12 protein-coding genes are annotated in these 16,487 nt (G+C 39.5%); 10 read left to right on the forward strand and 2 right to left on the reverse strand.

From position 1 onward, the window contains the following. The first annotated feature begins 11 nt into the window (after positions 1-11). Positions 12-410, forward strand: coding sequence for a hydroxyisourate hydrolase (uraH, locus tag F994_RS15065; protein ID WP_004651443.1), 399 nt, complete (start codon positions 12-14; stop codon positions 408-410). 342 nt (positions 411-752) lie between these two features. Here the strand turns inward: uraH and F994_RS15070 are convergent, their stop codons facing one another. Continuing rightward, complete coding sequence (locus F994_RS15070) at positions 753-1,820, reverse strand: asparaginase (protein WP_004651444.1); 1,068 nt, start codon at positions 1,818-1,820, stop codon at positions 753-755. 301 nt (positions 1,821-2,121) lie between these two features. Here F994_RS15070 and F994_RS15075 point away from each other — a divergent pair, with 301 nt between their 5' ends. From F994_RS15075 to F994_RS15095, 5 genes are all read left to right on the forward strand, one after another. Continuing rightward, a complete protein-coding gene (locus F994_RS15075) occupies positions 2,122-3,414 on the forward strand; it encodes a dicarboxylate/amino acid:cation symporter (RefSeq protein WP_004651445.1) in 1,293 nt (430 codons plus the stop codon). A 985-nt stretch (positions 3,415-4,399) separates the two neighbouring features. Continuing rightward, positions 4,400-4,867, forward strand: a complete 468-nt coding sequence (locus F994_RS15080; protein ID WP_154649961.1) for a Csu type fimbrial protein — start codon at positions 4,400-4,402, stop codon at positions 4,865-4,867. Positions 4,868-4,902: 35 nt separating this feature from the next. After that, positions 4,903-5,628 (forward strand): fimbrial biogenesis chaperone, encoded by a 726-nt coding sequence (locus F994_RS15085; RefSeq protein ID WP_004651448.1) that lies wholly within the window; start codon positions 4,903-4,905, stop codon positions 5,626-5,628. Between the two features lie 6 nt (positions 5,629-5,634). After that, a complete protein-coding gene (locus F994_RS15090) occupies positions 5,635-8,016 on the forward strand; it encodes a fimbria/pilus outer membrane usher protein (RefSeq protein WP_004651449.1) in 2,382 nt (793 codons plus the stop codon). Then, positions 8,016-9,020 carry a Csu type fimbrial protein gene (locus tag F994_RS15095; RefSeq protein ID WP_004651450.1) on the forward strand — a complete coding sequence of 335 codons (1,005 nt, stop codon included), beginning with the start codon at positions 8,016-8,018 and terminating at the stop codon, positions 9,018-9,020. Before F994_RS15090 ends, F994_RS15095 begins: the two co-directional genes overlap by 1 nt. On the opposite strand, the gene F994_RS15100 is transcribed toward F994_RS15095, so the two are convergent. Beyond that, positions 9,017-9,496, reverse strand: a complete 480-nt coding sequence (locus F994_RS15100; RefSeq protein WP_004651451.1) for a Csu type fimbrial protein — start codon at positions 9,494-9,496, stop codon at positions 9,017-9,019. The genes F994_RS15095 and F994_RS15100 overlap by 4 nt on opposite strands. Positions 9,497-9,934: 438 nt before the next feature. On the opposite strand from F994_RS15100, the gene F994_RS15105 reads away from it, so the two are divergent. The 4 genes from F994_RS15105 to F994_RS15120 are packed head-to-tail and all read left to right on the forward strand — an operon-like array spanning position 9,935 to position 16,149. Beyond that, positions 9,935-10,339 carry a hypothetical protein gene (locus F994_RS15105; protein WP_004651452.1) on the forward strand — a complete coding sequence of 135 codons (405 nt, stop codon included), beginning with the start codon at positions 9,935-9,937 and terminating at the stop codon, positions 10,337-10,339. A gap of 47 nt (positions 10,340-10,386) precedes the next feature. Beyond that, a complete protein-coding gene (locus F994_RS15110; protein WP_004651453.1) occupies positions 10,387-11,781 on the forward strand; it encodes a TolC family protein in 1,395 nt (464 codons plus the stop codon). Between the two features lie 2 nt (positions 11,782-11,783). Then, the gene (locus tag F994_RS15115; protein ID WP_004651455.1) at positions 11,784-13,007 is read left to right on the forward strand and encodes an efflux RND transporter periplasmic adaptor subunit; all 1,224 of its coding nucleotides are present in this window, start codon (positions 11,784-11,786) and stop codon (positions 13,005-13,007) included. Then, positions 12,997-16,149, forward strand: coding sequence for an efflux RND transporter permease subunit (locus F994_RS15120; protein WP_004651456.1), 3,153 nt, complete (start codon positions 12,997-12,999; stop codon positions 16,147-16,149). The genes F994_RS15115 and F994_RS15120 overlap by 11 nt, the downstream gene beginning before the upstream one ends. Positions 16,150-16,487 lie beyond the last annotated feature (338 nt).

Raw genomic sequence — 16,487 nt, forward strand, 5'->3', positions numbered from 1 at the left:
GATAAATTCATATGAACAAGTTATTTTTACTCGCTGGCAGTTTATTTATTTCAAGTGGGGTAATGGCGCAAAATCCTTTAAGTGTGCATGTACTTAACTTGGAAAGTGGATTGCCTTCACCCGATGTAAAAGTTACTTTGGAAGAACAAAAAAATGGAAAATGGATACAGATTTCAGAAGCTAAAACCAATGAGCAAGGTCGTGTAACTGCATTATTTCCAGAAAATAAAACTTTAGATAATGCGATATATAAAGTCACGTTTAAAACAGGTGACTGGTTTCAGAAAAATAAGCAAAATTCTTTCTTTCCAGAGGTTCCTGTGATTTTCCAAACCGATGGTTTGGTAAAACACTATCATATTCCCTTATTGCTTAGTCCTTATGGATATTCAACCTATCGAGGTAACTAAGCGAAGTAAAATAGTAGCTCTAATCTCTATAAGGCTAGAGCTTCATAATGTTAGTATTATTTAACTTATGTTTAGCTAAAGTTCAGTTATTAAGCAGAGAGTAGTCAGTATTTTAAATTCTTAGATTAGCATTTGAAGGGCAAGGGGCTGTTCTAAATTTTGTGTAAGTGCCTAATTTTAATTTATCCTTCTATGGATAATTATAAGGGGTAGTTCATATGGATGAAGCAACAATCAAAAATCTTGGACTAAACACCTAATTTTTATTTAAATAAAAAGCCCGATTCTAGATGCAATCGCTAGAATCGGGCTTTTTCAACGCTGATAGATCTGTTTCAACGCTTAATATTTCCAGAACATGTCCTGAATTTGCTTAGCATCATTGGTTTTGGTTAGTGCTAAAGCAGCCAAAATGCGGGCTTTTTGTGGGTTTAAATCATGTGCAGCAATCCAACCATATTTATCATCAGGCTGTTCTGCATTCCGAATGATAAAACCTTGTGCTACACGTGATGAACGGACAATTTGAATGCCTTGCTCATCATGCAGTTTTCTTACTTCTGGCACTAGATAATTCGCCATAGAGCCATTGCCAGTTCCTGCATGAATAATCGCTTTTACACCAGCTTTGGCAAATGCTTGGTATGCATCAGGGATCATAGAATCTGAACCATAGACAATTTGAACGCTAGGTAATGCATTACCTTGAATTTTCTCAATATCAAACTCGGAATTATTGGTATGCTTTTTCACTGAACTTCTGAACCAATACGGCTTACCTTCAACTAAAGTACCCAAAGCTCCCCATTGGCTCACAAAAGCATTGGTATGAATATTAATGCCTTTGGTCACATCTCGTGCGGCAAAAATCGAATCATTCATTAAGACCATTACGCCCTTGTTTTTAGCTTCATCCGAAGAAGCCAAAGCAACAGCGCTATATAGGTTTAATGGACCATCTGCCGACATTGCAGTCGAAGGTCGCATAGAGCCAACCAGCACAATCGGTTTATCAGTATGTACCACTAAATTTAGGAAAAAAGCGGTTTCTTCCATGGTATCCGTACCATGAGTAATGACTACACCATTCACAGAAGGTTTCTTTACTAAATCATTGACTTGACGCGCTAAAGATAACAATTCTTTGTCAGTAATACTTTCAGATGCAACTTGCAGTGCCTGTATTCCCGTTACATTCGCCAGATCATTTACTTGTGGTACAGCTTTGATCAGTGCATCAACTGGAACTTTAGCCGCGCTATAAGTTGCACTATTGGTTGAACTTGCACCTGCACCAGCAATCGTTCCACCAGTAGCAACCACTACGACATTATTTTTTGCGTAAAGTGCCATCGATGATGCTAAAAGGGTGAGTGCCAAGCCGCATGATTGGAGAGTTTTACTTATCATTAACCAGATCCTAGTTCTTAAATTCCATTAACAACAATGTTTGATTTGTCCAAACATTGACAATATTTAAGTTCCTTTAATGAATACTGTCATTGGCATTTTGTATATTTTCTTAATAATCTCCATGCAAATTTTGCATAGAAAAATAAATTTTTGCATTTTTAATTCTGATCAATTTTCGATAGATTCTGCCAACACCCCTAAGTTAAATGGATATTTGGCTTGGATGTAACAAAATCAAAACATTTTATAAAACAATAAGATGTTTTTATCGATTTTAGGGTATTAAAAGGAAGTTTTTATGGATCAGAAAAAACTATTAAAATTTATTCTAGTTGCTATGGTTTCTGGAATACTAATTGGTTGGCTTTTTCATAGTAATTTGAGTACTACTCAAGCTGAAAATATCGCGTCATATTTTAAAATTCTTACAGATATATTCTTAAGATTAATTAAAATGATTATTGCCCCATTGGTCTTTGCAACAATTGTTTCAGGGCTAATCTCAATGGGTAAATCATCATCATTGGGTTCGATTACGCTTAAAGCCATGAGCTGGTTTATTGGTGCATCTCTCATCTCTTTGCTTTTAGGCATGGGCATGGCAAACCTATTACAACCTGGTGCAGGAATGAATCTTCCAATTCCTACAGCACCTGTTGATGTAGGTGTCAGTGCAACCAGTTTAAATATACAAACCTTTATTACGCATATTTTTCCAAAAAGCTTCGCCGAGGCGATGGCGAATAACGAAATTTTACAGATTCTAATCTTCTCTATTTTCTTTGGTTCAGCCTTAGCCTACGTGCATCATCAACAAGATGAAGGTACGGTCATTGCAAAAATTATTGATGAATTGTGCCGTGTCATGTTCCGTATAACTGATTACGTTATGATGTTTTCTCCTATTGCTGTTTTCTCGGCAATCGCTTCTGCAATTACCTTAAAAGGGCCACAAATCATTATCGACTATAGTGTTTTTATAGGCGAATTTTATGCCAGCCTTTTCATTCTTTGGGCTGTAATTATTAGCGTTGGCTATATCTTCCTGAAAAAAGACGTATTCCGTTTGCTTAAGACCGTTCGTGAACCTGCGGTATTAGGTTTTGCAACAGCAAGTAGTGAATCTGCTTATCCAAAACTAATGGTAGCATTGGAAAAATTTGGTGTACCAAAGCGTATTATCAGCTTTGTCCTGCCATTGGGTTACTCATTTAACCTCGATGGTTCAATGATTTACATGTCTTTTGCAGTACTATTTATTGCTCAAGCTTATAATATTGATTTAAGTATCTCACAACAAATTTTGATGCTGCTTACACTGATGATTACCAGTAAGGGTATTGCAGGTGTTTCTCGTGCATCGTTGGTGGTGATTGCTGCAACATTAGCAATGTTTAAACTTCCAGAAGCGGGTATTTTGCTGATTCTTGCAGTAGATCATTTCTTAGACATGGGACGTACAGCAACGAATATTATTGGTAATAGTGTTGCAACGGCGGTCATTGCTAAAACTGAAAGTCATAAAGCAGATGAAAGCGAGATAGTTTTGATTCAACCACTTACTCCAAGTGAGCAGAATAATTCTCTCTAAGCATTGAACTCTCCCAGTTAGATAAAAAACACCACATAAAGTGGTGTTTTTTTAGTTGAGGGCATTAAAATCAGACTGCTGCGAAGTTCTTCATATCAATTAAAAAACGCTGGCTTACATCGACTTGTTCTTTACTGTGAACTTTTGGGAGAAGTTACAAAATTGCTATTATTAATGATGAAGTGTGTCGTTTAGAAGAAAAGTGTTTTGGTTGGTGAGGATTTTGATTAAATTAAATAAGATGTTAAATTAAATTTAAAATATTTTATATTGATTAATCAGTATCTTATGGTTTTAATTTGACGGACACCGCTTCCGCCAAATATTAAAAAAGACCCTTGATCATCAAGGGTCTTTTTTTTAACTTTAATTTTGTCTTAGATAAAAACCCACATAAAAAATTAGATTATAAAAGTTCTCAAATAAGCTCATGCAAAAGGGAAATACGAGTTAAATTTTGTTTTGACTCAGCTCAGTTTTATAACGACTGACTATTTATGCGAACTTTAAAACTTATGTTCTGAGAATCTATGTCTATGCTTCAAGCGAAAAGTTATTGATTGAATCACCACTAATTTGCCCTGATCGTACAAACCCAAAACAAAGATGGCTAGGGCAAACATCTTTTAGAGAATGCTCAATTTAAGTATTACGATCCAGCCTTTTCTTTACCAATTCGTTTAACGGTCTTTAACGTCTTTTTCTCTTTCATCTGTCCAATATTGGCTCCAGTAACTTTTCTCAAGCTTAATTTTTACTTGTTATTCGGATTAATAGACATTTCATCATTTATAAAAGCTAGGGATGCATGAATTTTTAAATACATGGGCAATAAGGTCAAATAAGAGGGATGAATATCTAAAATAATAGGATGAATTTTATACTTAAATTTTTATTTAAGGACTTTACAAGATCAAAAAAAAGCCTATAATCCACTCCATATTTTAATTTAGTGTGTCATCTTTCACATTATATGGGGCATTTTATGAAAAAAGTCATTGTTTCGGCAGTTTTAGGTTTTTCTTCTCTTTTGACTGTAGCGCATGCGGCAGGCACCGACTCTACTCAATTTGAGGTTAAACTTACAGTAAATGAATCATGTAAGTTTACCGCGGCTCAAGACGTGGAATTTGCTTCTGTTGATCGTTCTACTAAATCTGCAAGCAATGCGAAAGGCCAGTTAAATGTTACTTGTACTTTAAATACACCTTATAAAATTGCTTTAGCAGGCAGTGGTGAAATGAGTAACACAAATGCTGCTTCAACCAGCAAAGTTCCATATAAATTGTATCAAGATTCTACCCGTACAACCGAGTGGGACGCTGTAAACTTATTATCAAAAACAGGTAATGGTAAAGATCAAGCTATTCCTGTGTATGCTAAATTAGCGGGTAATACCAACGTTGAAGCGGGTAATTATGTAGATACAGTGGTTGCAACTGTAACTTACTAATTGCTTAGAGCTGTACGAATAGAGTGACGCAGTATATGAACAAATTGAGACAATTCATTTGTGCTTCTATCGTTTCACTTTATTCGCTGAGCAGTTTTGCAGCCAGTCTGCAAGTTGCTCCAATTTCTGTTGCATTCTCCCCGCAAGAAAAAGCCAAAGAAATATGGCTGACCAATACCAGTGAGCGACCTATTCGGGCGCAAACTCGTGTGCTGATCTGGTCGCAAGTTGCAGGTCAGGATCAAGTGAATCCTACACGAGACTTGGTTGCCAGCCCATCGATTACAGAAATTAAAGCGGGTGAGCAACAGCTAATCCGAATTATTCGTATTGCCCCGCAAAATACTGCAGTAGAACAGACTTACCGCTTATTGATTGATGAACTGCCAAGTTCAGCACAAGCCGATGCACAGACTGGCTTGCAGTTATTATTACAGTATTCTATTCCAGTTTTTATCCAGCCTACTGACAGTATTGCCATGCGCAATGGTTTAACGCTGTTAAATCAGGTGAATTTTCAATATCAGAATCAACAGCTGATAGTAACGAATAATGCGAAAAGCCATATTCGGATTAGTGAATTAACCTATATCAATCCAAATGGTGAAAGAATACCGTTAATCAATGGTCTGGTGGGCTATGCGCTTGCTGGTCAGAGTATGCGTTGGGATATTCCTGAGTCTAAAAAGATACTCCAAAATGGCAAGTTTGAAGCCAGAATCAATAGTGATGGTTTAGCACAGATGCTTCCCATCCAATAAGTAGTAATGATAAAAAAGTTCGCTTACTGTGGCCCATTATTTCAAGCATTGCTGTGTACCTATTGTTTATCCAGTACTTTGGTGATTGCCAGCGAAACCGTCAGTTTAGAGGATGATGGTATTGAGCAGCAGGAGCTGTATTTAAGTATTGTGTTGAATCAGGCATCTAGCTCAACTTTTGGGCACTTTATTCAAACACCGCATGATTTACTGATTTCACGGACGACCCTGCAAGAACTGCAATTAAAAGTCAGTGTACCTGATGCTCCCCAGCATGCAGGTTTTATCAGTTTGTCTCAAATTTCTGGCTTGAACTACAATTACAATGTCGCTGCGCAAAGTATCCATTTGAATGTAGCTGTCTCTTTTTTGCAGAACAATACCGTGGCAGGATTTATTCCGATTGAAGCCGCCAAAGTCAACGCCCAGCAGATTAAACCGGGTGTGCTTTTCAATTACGATTTTTATGCTCAAGCCACTGAAGATGTTTGGTCTTTAAGCGGTTGGAATGAGCTGCGTTTTTTTGGTTTTGGGGCGGGCAGTGTTTTAAGTATTGCTGCCAATCATGCTTATACCCAGTCAAAGACATCGGAAGAATTGAATAGCCAGATTTTAGATACTTATTGGCAAAAGGATTTTGCCAATCGGGCATTGACATTAACATTAGGCGATAGTCAGTCGCGCGCTTTAGATTGGAGTCGTTCGACCCGAATTTCAGGCATTAAATTGGCAAAAAACTATAATTTACAGCCATATCAAGTGACTTCACCGTTAGCCTCATTTAAAGATTCAGTGCTATTGCCGTCAACGGTAGATTTATTAATTAATGGTATTCAGCAAAGCAGCAGTGAAGTACTTCCGGGGCAGTTTAATATTCAGACTGCACCGTCAATTACAGGTGCAGGAACAGCACAGTTATTAATTACTGATTTGAATGGACAGCAACGGGTTGTCAATTTTTCCTTATTTGGTACTTCACAGTTATTGCAGCAAGGTTTATCCGACTGGGATGTAAGTCTAGGAGTGAATAAGCTGAATTATGCGGTCAAGTCATTTAGCTATGGGCATGATCTTTTAATGAATGCCACTTTCCGGCATGGTCTCAGCAATGACACGACATTGGAAAGCCATACTGAATATTCAAATGATCTGGCTTTAGCAGGATTCGGTATTGTACACCGCTTGCCAAATACTTCAGGCGTGCTGAATGGCTCTTACAGTTATAGCGAATTAAACCAGCAGGCAGGGCAGGCGTTTTCAGCAGGTTATGAGTGGAATAACCGCTTGATCAACTTTTCTATGCATCATCAGCAAAGTGACGGTAAATTTGGTGATTTGGCAAGCGGTTTGGGCTATGCCTATATTGACCGTTCTGATCATGTTTTTTTGGGGGTGAATACGCCTCTTGGCCAATTTGGTAGCAGTTATGCAGCACAGCAATATCAGGGCATTGATAATGAATATTTGATCTTTAATTGGTCTTATTATTTTCCTTCTAAGAATTATCTCACCTTGAATATGACCCGTGATTTAAATGAAAAAAGTAATACCTTTTTTATGTCATTGAATATTCCGCTAGACCGTCAGACCAATGCCGCCATGAATGCCCAAAAAAATACAGAGCGTAATAAAGTGTCGGCAAGTGTGCGTAAAACAGCTTTGCAAAATCAAGCGGATTGGGGCTGGCAAAGCAACATTGAATATAGTGATCCAAGCAATTATAGCTTACAGGGACAGTTGCAGCGGGAAACCTCAGTGGGACAATGGGATCTGGGTTTTCAGAATGCCAAAATTAACGATGAAGATTATAGTACTGTCATCGGGTCAGCACGTGGCAGTCTGGTGATGATGAACCGCAATTTTTTTGCCATGCGTCAATCACTGAACTCATTTGCCGTGGTATCTACAGCAGGTGTGGCGGATATTCCCGTGCGGCTGGAAAATCGTCTCGTGGGAAAAACTAATCGTAAGGGCTTGTTATTAATCGACTCACTGAATCCATATCAGCATAATGTAGTCTCTATAGATACGTTGGATTTACCACTAGAATATAAAATTGAATCGACACAAATAGATGCAGTTCCCTATAGTGCTAGTGGCGTATATCTGAATTTTCCAGTGTATAAAATGCGTTCGGTACAATGGGCTGCGGTCGATGAGCAGAATCAGCCTTTAAAAATGGGAAGCCGAGTGTGGGTACAGCAAACTGCACCTCATTTAGAGAGTGTTGAACATACGATAGTTGGGCGGGATGGCATGATTTATTTAGAAAATCCGGCTGCATCAACCGTTTTTGTCGAGCAAATGGGGCGGGTGTGTCGTATAGACTTGCCTGATTTTTCAGCGCAATATGGTTTTCTAGATTTGGGGAATTTAACGTGCCAATAATGATGAATATTCACCATGTGCGACGTTCAGGGTTGCTGCTGGCGTATTGGATTTTTGCCCTAATGCTGCCTTTTGCTCTAATGGGTGTTAGCTCATCGGTGCAAGCATCTGGTTCGTGCTGGCCGTCAGGTCCCGCTTTGAATTTCGGTTCGGTATCGGGTAAAGGAAAAACCAGCTATACCAATTGGCAAGTGACGTGTAACCAATATGGCCATACTAAAACAGTCAATGTGGCTTTGTGCCCTTATGCGACCGCGGGTGGTTTAGGCTTATCCAATAACCGTCGCCAAATGGTTTCATATTCTTCTTGGCCGCATTCTTATCTCACTTATGATTTGTTTTATGATCCTGCTTTGACCCAACGAATCGATACGCAAGCCAATTTATCGACATTAAAATGTACTTATAAAACTTTTACCGTGAATGAAAACCAGAAAGTTTTCGATCTACCCATTTATGGTTTGACATATTCGGGGCAAAATGTAACAGCTGGAAGTTATCAGAATAATAATGATACGCGAGTCAATCTATTATATGCCTTTAGTCAGGACAAGCAGCCAAGTACAGAAGATGTATTGGCATCTCAGTCAAGCAATCAAAGTGGCAACAGTTTGAGCGTCACGACAAACTATGAAAACAGCTGTAATCTGATTTCTGCATCCGATCTGAATTTTGGTCAAATGAATGATTTATCTCAGGCAGTGACCAGTTCGACAACGGTAGCTTTGTCCTGTCCTTTGAATACGTCTTGGAAAGTGAATTTAGATCAAGGAATGAACTATGACGGTGCGACACGTCGTATGCGTAAGGGCGCAGACTACATTGCCTATGAATTATATCGCGATGCACAGTACAGTCAGTTGTGGAACAATAGCGGCGCATCACAGGGTACGGGCAACAATGGCACACAAACCATTAATATTTATGGAAAGGCAGGGCCAAGTTCAACGGCTGTACCTGCGGGAGAATATCAGGACACCATTACGGTGACCCTGACCTATTAATAGGTAATGACAGCGGTTACTTTGTCGGTATATTGGCCAGCAGGAACATTGGTATTTGTTTGGTTGACTTGCCCCCAAACGGGAATTTTTTGGGTATTTCCCGTGCCAGTATTGCTATAAGCATTTTGAGTATCTGCGCCCCAGAGCGTTGTCCGATTGGCATCCTGATACAGGGTATAAGGAATTTTAGCGTTATTTGAAGCCGCATTTGCCATCGCTCTTTGGCTTTGCAATGCAATACGATAAGGCGTTCCTTGGGTACACGTCACTGCCAAATGGTTACTTTGATTTGAGCCTTTTGATGCGCGGTTAATGCTGCCAAAATCGAGATTTGAACTATTGGCTGCCGTAATATTGCACGTTTCTTTAATGGTAACGCTCACGTTAAACTGAGTCGATTGCTGGTTTGCTGCATAAATCAGCGCCGATGCACCAACCAAAATACAGGTCAACAGAGCATAAAGTGGTAATTTCATACATTATCTTTTTTTATTAAGTCTATTCATTAACGATAGCGTACTAATTTTTTATCAAAAAGTATATTCATAAGCTAATAATTGCTATAGAAGACCTTATACGTCAGTAGGTTATGACTGAAATAAGGCTAGATCATGGATAGATTTAAAAGCATATCCCCAAGATTGTAATGACTTGCTTAAAACAGTTAAATATTTAGCCAGAACCATTTGGAAAAAGTGGTCAAGTGATCATCACAAAATTGTTTGCATCTAAAATGGGGTGTATCTAATGGTGAGCTGAAAGCTTTATCGCAAAGGACTTTAAGCTTGATTTTTTCTAGATGATTCACTTTATAGGTGCTACTTTATTGGCGAGATTAGTTTGTATCTGCTAAATCTAAGTGCTTTCGATAAAAATGATCGCTATAATGCGGGCTTAAAGTTTAAGATGATGTTATGAAGAAAAAGACATTTCTGATACAGATCTTCCTGCTATTGTTCACCTTTCAAAGTATTTGGAATGTGGCGGAAGCGGCGTGTCTGCATGAAATGCCAAATGTGACTTCATTTTTAAATGAACCCTCTCTTGCGCAACCAATTGCACAAAGTAATGACAATCAACAAAGTCTGCTCGATGATCAAAAAATTTATGATTACTGTCAAAAAATATGTTTTAACGACAGGTGTAGCCACTTATCGAATCATATTGCACTTGAGCTAGATACCCAGTCTTATTATAACAATAAACCCAATTTTCAAGTCGATATTCGACACGCTCGACCTTGGGCGAATTTTTACCAATCGCCCTATCTTCCTCGTTTAGCTCCACCTCCCGAATTATCCCCGCTCGCGGTGGGGTAGCCTAAAACAACCCACCATCATTCTATTCATGTTTGTGGGACATCTTCATGTCAAAAAAAGTTTTAACTCAAGGTATGGGGTTGAATGAAAAAACGACTGTTCAGCTAAAAAAAGCTCAGTTGGTTGCATTCATCCTCGGGATATCTATTTCAGCGAGCATTTTTGCTCAGCAGTCCGTGGCATCCAAAAATCAGCAAGATTCAGATTTCAATCAAATATTAATGCGTGTTGAAGTTCATCAAAACCAAATTCACGCCTTACAAACCCAACAGGACATTGCGACAGCTAAACTGAAACAAAGCCAACTGTGGGCGAATCCAAGTTTATCTGTGCAAAAAACAGGCTTTAAATCTGATCAGGATCAAGAGCTAGATATTGAGATTAGCCAACCTTTAGATATTTTTGGTCAACGTCGTAGCCGAAAAAATTTAGCAAAAGTTGAACTCTCTCAAGTCGATTTAAATCAAAAATTATATCAAGCCGAAACCTTATTGGCTGTGAAATATTTATGGTCGCAAGTTCTTGTTTTGCAAGAAGAGCTTAAAATTAGCAAAACTCAGTTAGCAGACAGTCAAGCAAATGTGGACGCGACACGATTACGCTATCGTGCAGGAAGTGTGTCCAGATTAGATTTGGATCGTATTTTAGTTACTCATATTGAAAATCAGCGACGAACACATGAAATGGAGTTGTCCTTAACCACGGTGAAAAGACAATTGGCAAATTTATGGGGGGCAGCTGAACTTGATCATGATTTGAGAGCGAGTCGTGCGCAATTATGGCCATCTGATACCACCGCCTTTGTGCAACAGGCACTCAATGAAAATTTATTGGCACAAAGTATTCAACTGCAAAAAGTTAAGCAGCAAGCCAATTTAGCCTATTTAAAGGCACAAGCTAGACCCAATCCGAATGTACTTTTTGGGATTACCAATAGCAAGCAAGCCGACTTAAACAACAAGGAGAGTCAAATACGGCTAGGGGTTGAAATACCTTTGAATATCTTTGATCGTCAGCAATATGGCATGCAAATCGCCCAAGCAAAACAAGATTTATTAGATCAGCAACAGCAGTATTACCAACAGCAGAATAAGACTCAACTGGACACTTTATTGCTTGAGCTGAAGGGTCTGAAATGGCAATACGACTTGATCAATGAGCAACAAATTCCGCTATCGGAGTCAGTACATCAAAAAACCTTATTGGGTTTTAAGGTGGGTAAATACTCTATTACTGATGTACATCAAGCTAGCATTCAGCTTCAGGAACAACGTTTGAACAAAATACAAACGTTAAAACAGGCATGGCAAAAATCTTTGCAAGCTGAAAGTTTAGCCTTGGGGGTGGATTCAAATGCGATTATGTCGCCCGATGCACTGATGAAAATTAATCAAAATTTATGGCAATCCACAAATGACCTAAACCCAGTGGTAGGAGAATAAGCGTGTCTGTAGATCAAGCAAAAAAACAATGGGTTTGGATTATTGCCATTATCATCGTGAGTACCGTTCTGAGTGCTATTTTATTATTCAGTGGTAAAGAAAAACCAAGTAAAGCTGCCGATGAAGATGCACATGCAGATGAAGAGCATGGACATGGCGAGACTAAGGAAGCTCATGCTGAAGATGGATCGTTAAACTTCACATCAAAACAATTGGTTGAGTTTGGTGTGAAATTAGCACCAGTTGAATTGGGTGATGTCGAACAAAAACAGCAATATCCTGCCAGACTTGTGGTGAATACTGACCAACAAGCGCATGTGGAGGCAAGTTTTGCAGGGCGAGTTGAGAGTGTCGCTGTAGCCTTGGGACAGGAAGTGAAAAAAGGACAGGCTTTAGCTACGCTTTTTATTCCTGATCTTGTGGATCAACAAGCCAACTTAAGTATTGCTCAGGAGGCTTTAACTTTAGCTTCGCAAGACTACCAAAGAGAAAAACAGCTTTTCAATCAAGGGATTTCTGCTCGACAGGATTATCAACGCGCATATAACGCCTATCGACAAGCGGAGATTCAAGTTCAGGCCGCACGAAGTCGTTTATCAGCACTGGGTGCAAGCAGCGGCAGCCAAGGGCGTTATGTGATTAAGGCACCTTTTAATGGGGTGATTACGAAAAAAGATATTGTTGTGGGTGAAAATATTTCTGCGGATAAGCAATTGTTCATAATTGATCAGCTGGATCAATTATGGGTGGAATTTATTTTACCAAGTGCTGCCAATATTCATGTTCAGCCGAATCAGGAAATTGAATTTAAATCGTTGCAAACCAATCATCTATTTAAAGCGCGAGTGCAGGCCTTAACAACGGAAGCGGACAGTCAAACAGGACGTTTACAAGTTCGTGCGAAAGTCTTAACGCCAGCGCAAGAATTACGTCCCAATTTAATGGTGAATGTTTTATTAACAGGTGAAACAACGCAGCAACTGGTATTACGTGTGGCTAAAGCCGCGATTCAACAGATTGATGCTCAACAGGTCGTATTTGTTGCCAAAAGCGAAAAAGATCAAATTCATCTGACGGCAACACCAGTACAACTTGGCAACTATTCCAGTGATGGTCAATGGGTCGAGATTAAATCGGGTTTAACGGAAAAACAGCAATATGTTAGTCAGGGCAGTTTTTTGTTGAAATCGGAAATGGAGAAGGGAGAGGCTGCACATGCCCATTAATTCTCAAGACGACCTGTTTCCGAGTAAAGGACTGTTTGATCGAATCATTCAGTTTTCTATTCGCAATGCCATTTGGGTGATGCTGTTTGTCGTCGCATGGATTGCTATTGGAATATATAGTTATCAAAAACTGACGATAGATGCTGTACCTGACATCACCAATGTACAAGTTCAAATTAACAGTCAAGCCAATGGTTTTACTGCGCTTGAGGTTGAGCAACGGATTACCTATCCGATTGAAAATGCCATGTCGGGGATGTCCAACCTAGAACAGACACGGTCAGTTTCTCGTTACGGACTGTCGCAAGTCACCATTATTTTTAAAGATGGCACTGATATCTACTGGGCAAGACAACTGATTAATCAACGTTTGCAGGAAGCTAAAAATGCTTTACCTGAAAATATTGAACCACAAATGTCACCCATCTCGACCGGTTTGGGGGAAATTTATCAGTGGGTAATCAAAGCAGAACCCAATGTCAAAAAGCCAGATGGCACGCCTTATACTGCGATGGATTTAAGGGAAGTCCAAGACTGGATTGTCCGTCCTCAGTTGCAACGGGTTGAAGGGGTTGCTGAAGTCAATAGTATTGGGGGTTATGAAAAAACCTATATTGTTGCTCCAGATTTAACCCGGTTACAACAGATCCAAATTTCAGTGGCAGAGTTGGAACAGGCACTTCAAGATAACAATGGCAATCGCGGTGCAGGTTTTATTGAAGATAATGGGCAACAACTGACTGTACGTGTACCGGGTTTATTGTCGTCTATTCAAGATATCGAAAATGTCACCATTAGCACCAAAAATGGCTTACCTATTCGGGTCAGTGATGTAGCTTCAGTATCCATTGGTCATGATTTACGTACAGGCGGTGCGACATATAACGGTGAAGAAACCGTATTGGGTACGGCCATGATGATGATGGGCGAAAATAGTAAGGCCGTCGCTCAAGCGGTAGATCAAAAAGTGCAACAAATCCAACAGTCATTACCGAAAGGTGTGGTGATTGAAACCGTTTATGATCGTAGTCATTTGGTGGATAAGGCGATTAAGACGGTTGCCAAAAACCTCGTCGAAGGTGCCATCCTTGTTATTGTGATCCTGTTTATTTTTCTAGGCAATTTTAGGGCTGCCCTGATTACCGCATGTGTTATTCCACTGTCAATGTTGTTTACCTTGACAGGCATGGCAGAGCAGAAAATCAGCGCCAATCTGATGAGTTTAGGTGCTTTAGATTTTGGAATTATCGTTGATGGTGCAGTGGTGATTGTAGAAAACTGTATCCGTCGCTTAGCCGAAGCCCAACAGCATAAAGGTAGAAGATTAACGCGCTCTGAACGTTTTACGGAAGTATTTTTAGCTGCAAAACAAGCAAGACGTCCGCTTATATTTGGGCAAATCATCATTATGGTGGTGTATTTCCCGATTTTTGCACTTGAAGGCGTTGAAGCGAAAATGTTCCATCCAATGGCAATGACCGTGGTTCTTGCACTTGTTGGCGCGATTATTTTATCCATTACTTTTGTCCCAGCAGCCATCGCTTTGTTCCTAACAGGCGATGTAAAAGAAACAGAAAGTCGTTGGATGAGTTCATTAAAAAATGGCTATGCAAAACTTCTAGATCAAGCTTATGCCTTTAAATATGTGGTGGTGACAGCAGCAATCAGTATTTTGCTCCTTACGGCTGTGATGTCGACGCGTGTGGGAACTGAGTTTTCTCCGACATTGAGTGAAGGTGATTTTGCCCTACAATTACTGCGCGCACCAAGTACAGGGATTGAAGAATCGTTAAGAATACAAGAAGGGCTAGAAAAACAGCTCTTAAAAGAATTTCCTGAAATTAAGGCCATTTTTTCTCGTACAGGTACGGCTGAAGTCGCAACAGATGTGATGCCTCCGAATATTTCCGATAGTGTTGTGTTGTTGAAACCGCATGATCAATGGTCGAATCAAGATGAAACGATTGATGATTTGCGAGCACGAATGCTGGAGTTCGTAGAGAAAATTCCCGGCAATAACAGTGAATTTTCGCAACCGATTGAACTGCGTTTTAATGAGTTAATTTCGGGAATTCGCAGTGATGTCGGCATCAAGATTTTTGGTGATGATATGCAGACGCTGAATCAAGAAGCGGAAAAAATTGCGGAAAAACTGAAAAAAATTGAGGGTGCGAGCGAAGTTAAAGTGGAACAAACCGATGGTTTACCAGTATTGAATGTCGATATTGATCATGCTTTGGCAGCACAATATGGTTTATCAGTGAAGTCCATACAAGATTTAGTGGCGACCAGTATTGGTGGTCAGAATGTCGGGCAAATCTTACAAGGGGATCGACGTTTCGATTTTGTGATTCGGTTAGACGAAAGCATGCGCACGCCACAACAACTGGCAATGTTACCGATTCAACTGCCAAATGGTGGATTGATTCAACTGCAAGATGTTGCCAAAGTTGAAAATATTTTGGGGATTAGTCAAGTCAGTCGAGAAAATGGCAAACGCCGTGTTGTGGTCACAGCCAATGTGCGTGACCGTGATTTAGGCTCTTTTGTGCAAGAAATGCAACAAGAGTTGAAACAACAGGTCTTACCTGCGGGGTATTGGTTGGGTTATGGCGGACAGTTTGAAAATTTAGCTTCAGCAAAAGCCAGAATGCAAATTGTCATTCCTATGGCATTCATCATCATTTTTGTTTTACTCATGGCTGTGTTTAACAACGTTAAAGATAGTTTGCTGGTTTTCAGTGGTGTGCCATTTGCATTGTCTGGTGGATTAATGGCGTTATGGTTAAGGGATATTCCAATCTCCATGTCAGCAGGTATTGGCTTTATTGCGCTGTCAGGTGTTGCTGTGTTGAATGGTTTAGTCATGCTGACGTTTATTAAAGAGTTAAGAGAAAAGTTTGATGTCCATACCGCAACATGGTCAGGGGCAGTTTTACGTTTACGTCCTGTATTAATGACGGCTTGTGTCGCTTCTTTGGGCTTTATTCCAATGGCATTGGCGACGGGAACAGGGGCAGAAGTGCAGAGACCTTTAGCAACTGTGGTGATTGGCGGCATTATTTCTTCCACGTTTCTGACGTTGTTAATTTTACCCGTATTATATCGCTGGTTAAATGAGAGAAAGACTCAGGGTAGTTAACATTTTAAAATGCTAAACCAGTAAAGGGACAAGCTAAAGCAACTGAGTGCTCAGTATTTTACTTTAGCTTGTTGTCCCATCACGAATGATTCATTTTATTGGATGGGCTATTGAATTTTATTGACGCACTATTTTTTGCAGTCATTGTTTTTCAGCAATGCTTTATTCAATTTCAACATTTTTTAATGAATCAGCTGAAAGATTGAATTTCAAATAAATCCCAGATAGTTCTAAATACATCACATTAAACTCTGTTTCTGTACAATAATTAACTTTAAAAAACAACAAGATAGGTATTAACTTAATTCGTTATTATCTTTTTTAGCTTTATAATCTCT

This window comes from Acinetobacter bohemicus ANC 3994, from assembly GCF_000367925.1.
Lineage (GTDB): Bacteria > Pseudomonadota > Gammaproteobacteria > Pseudomonadales > Moraxellaceae > Acinetobacter > Acinetobacter bohemicus.